Here is a 987-nt window from a genome sequence, read left to right on the forward strand (position 1 = left end):
GAAAGCCTAAGTAACTCCCCTGCATAGTATTTGACCTCTTCTATCACTGGAGAGGTTTTCTTAACCGCACAATAAGACTGATTAGCTAGTTTTGTAAGCTTATCTACTAAGTAAGTCACACGTTTTTCAGAGATGCGTTTTGCCGTAGACTGACGGATGATAGCTGTTAATGTGGCGTCATCTGACTCCAGTACAAAACTATTACATGGAAAAGTCATGACCAAGTTCCAATATTGTTCCCCAGTTGGTGCCGACAATATGTTTTCCAATTCAGGAAAAGTGACCTGTAAAACCTTGTGCAGACGGTTTTTAGCGCAGACGATATCCTCAGTAAGATTCTGATAGAAACGGCTGAGATCGCGTAATTCTTGATAAAGCGCTTCTTGGACATAGCTTGGTTTACGATTGAGGATGAACTGAGACGCAGCTAGTTTTTCAGCGTCAATCTTATCGGTTTTACGTACTCGTAAGCTATCTAGTTGTTTTTTGGATTCTAAGGGATTGAGCCGTGTATAAGCGTAACTATTATCCTCAAAGAAGGCCTGAAGACGACGAGAATAGACACCAGTCGCCTCGAAGATAATCTCTGGCTCGTGAACAGTCTTCAAGTCCCCAAGTAGTCGATTAAATCCGATGGCATCATTGGGAATGGTATAGCCATGTACTTTTTCTCCATTGACCAAGATGGCCACTTCTGAGCTTGCTTTACTCACGTCAATCCCAAAAACTACTCGCATGATATTACCTCTTTGTCTTGAATGATTCCTTGCTTTAGTGATGTCATTTTCAATACTCGACGTTTTTCGTCCCACATACTTTGATAACATTCTTCCTAAAACAGGTGTCTTGTCAGTTTTAGTTACGACGTCTAGCGCCAAAGGACTTATCGACTTAACAAGACACCACTACTTTAACATAACGAAAAAGTAGTGAGTACTTTCTCCCGTCGGAGATTTCCTCACTACTAATCTTAGTATGTTTTAGTTT

The 987-nt window shown here is 40.8% G+C and carries 1 protein-coding gene; it reads right to left on the bottom strand.

Features of this window, described 5'->3' with window-relative positions; translation table 11 throughout:
* On the bottom strand, positions 1-737 hold a 737-nt coding region (locus tag QM469_RS10530; protein ID WP_414276808.1), incomplete at its 3' end, for an IS110 family transposase.
* Between the last annotated feature and the right edge of the window lie 250 nt (positions 738-987).

Source organism: Streptococcus infantis, from assembly GCF_047464215.1.
GTDB lineage: Bacteria > Bacillota > Bacilli > Lactobacillales > Streptococcaceae > Streptococcus > Streptococcus infantis_P.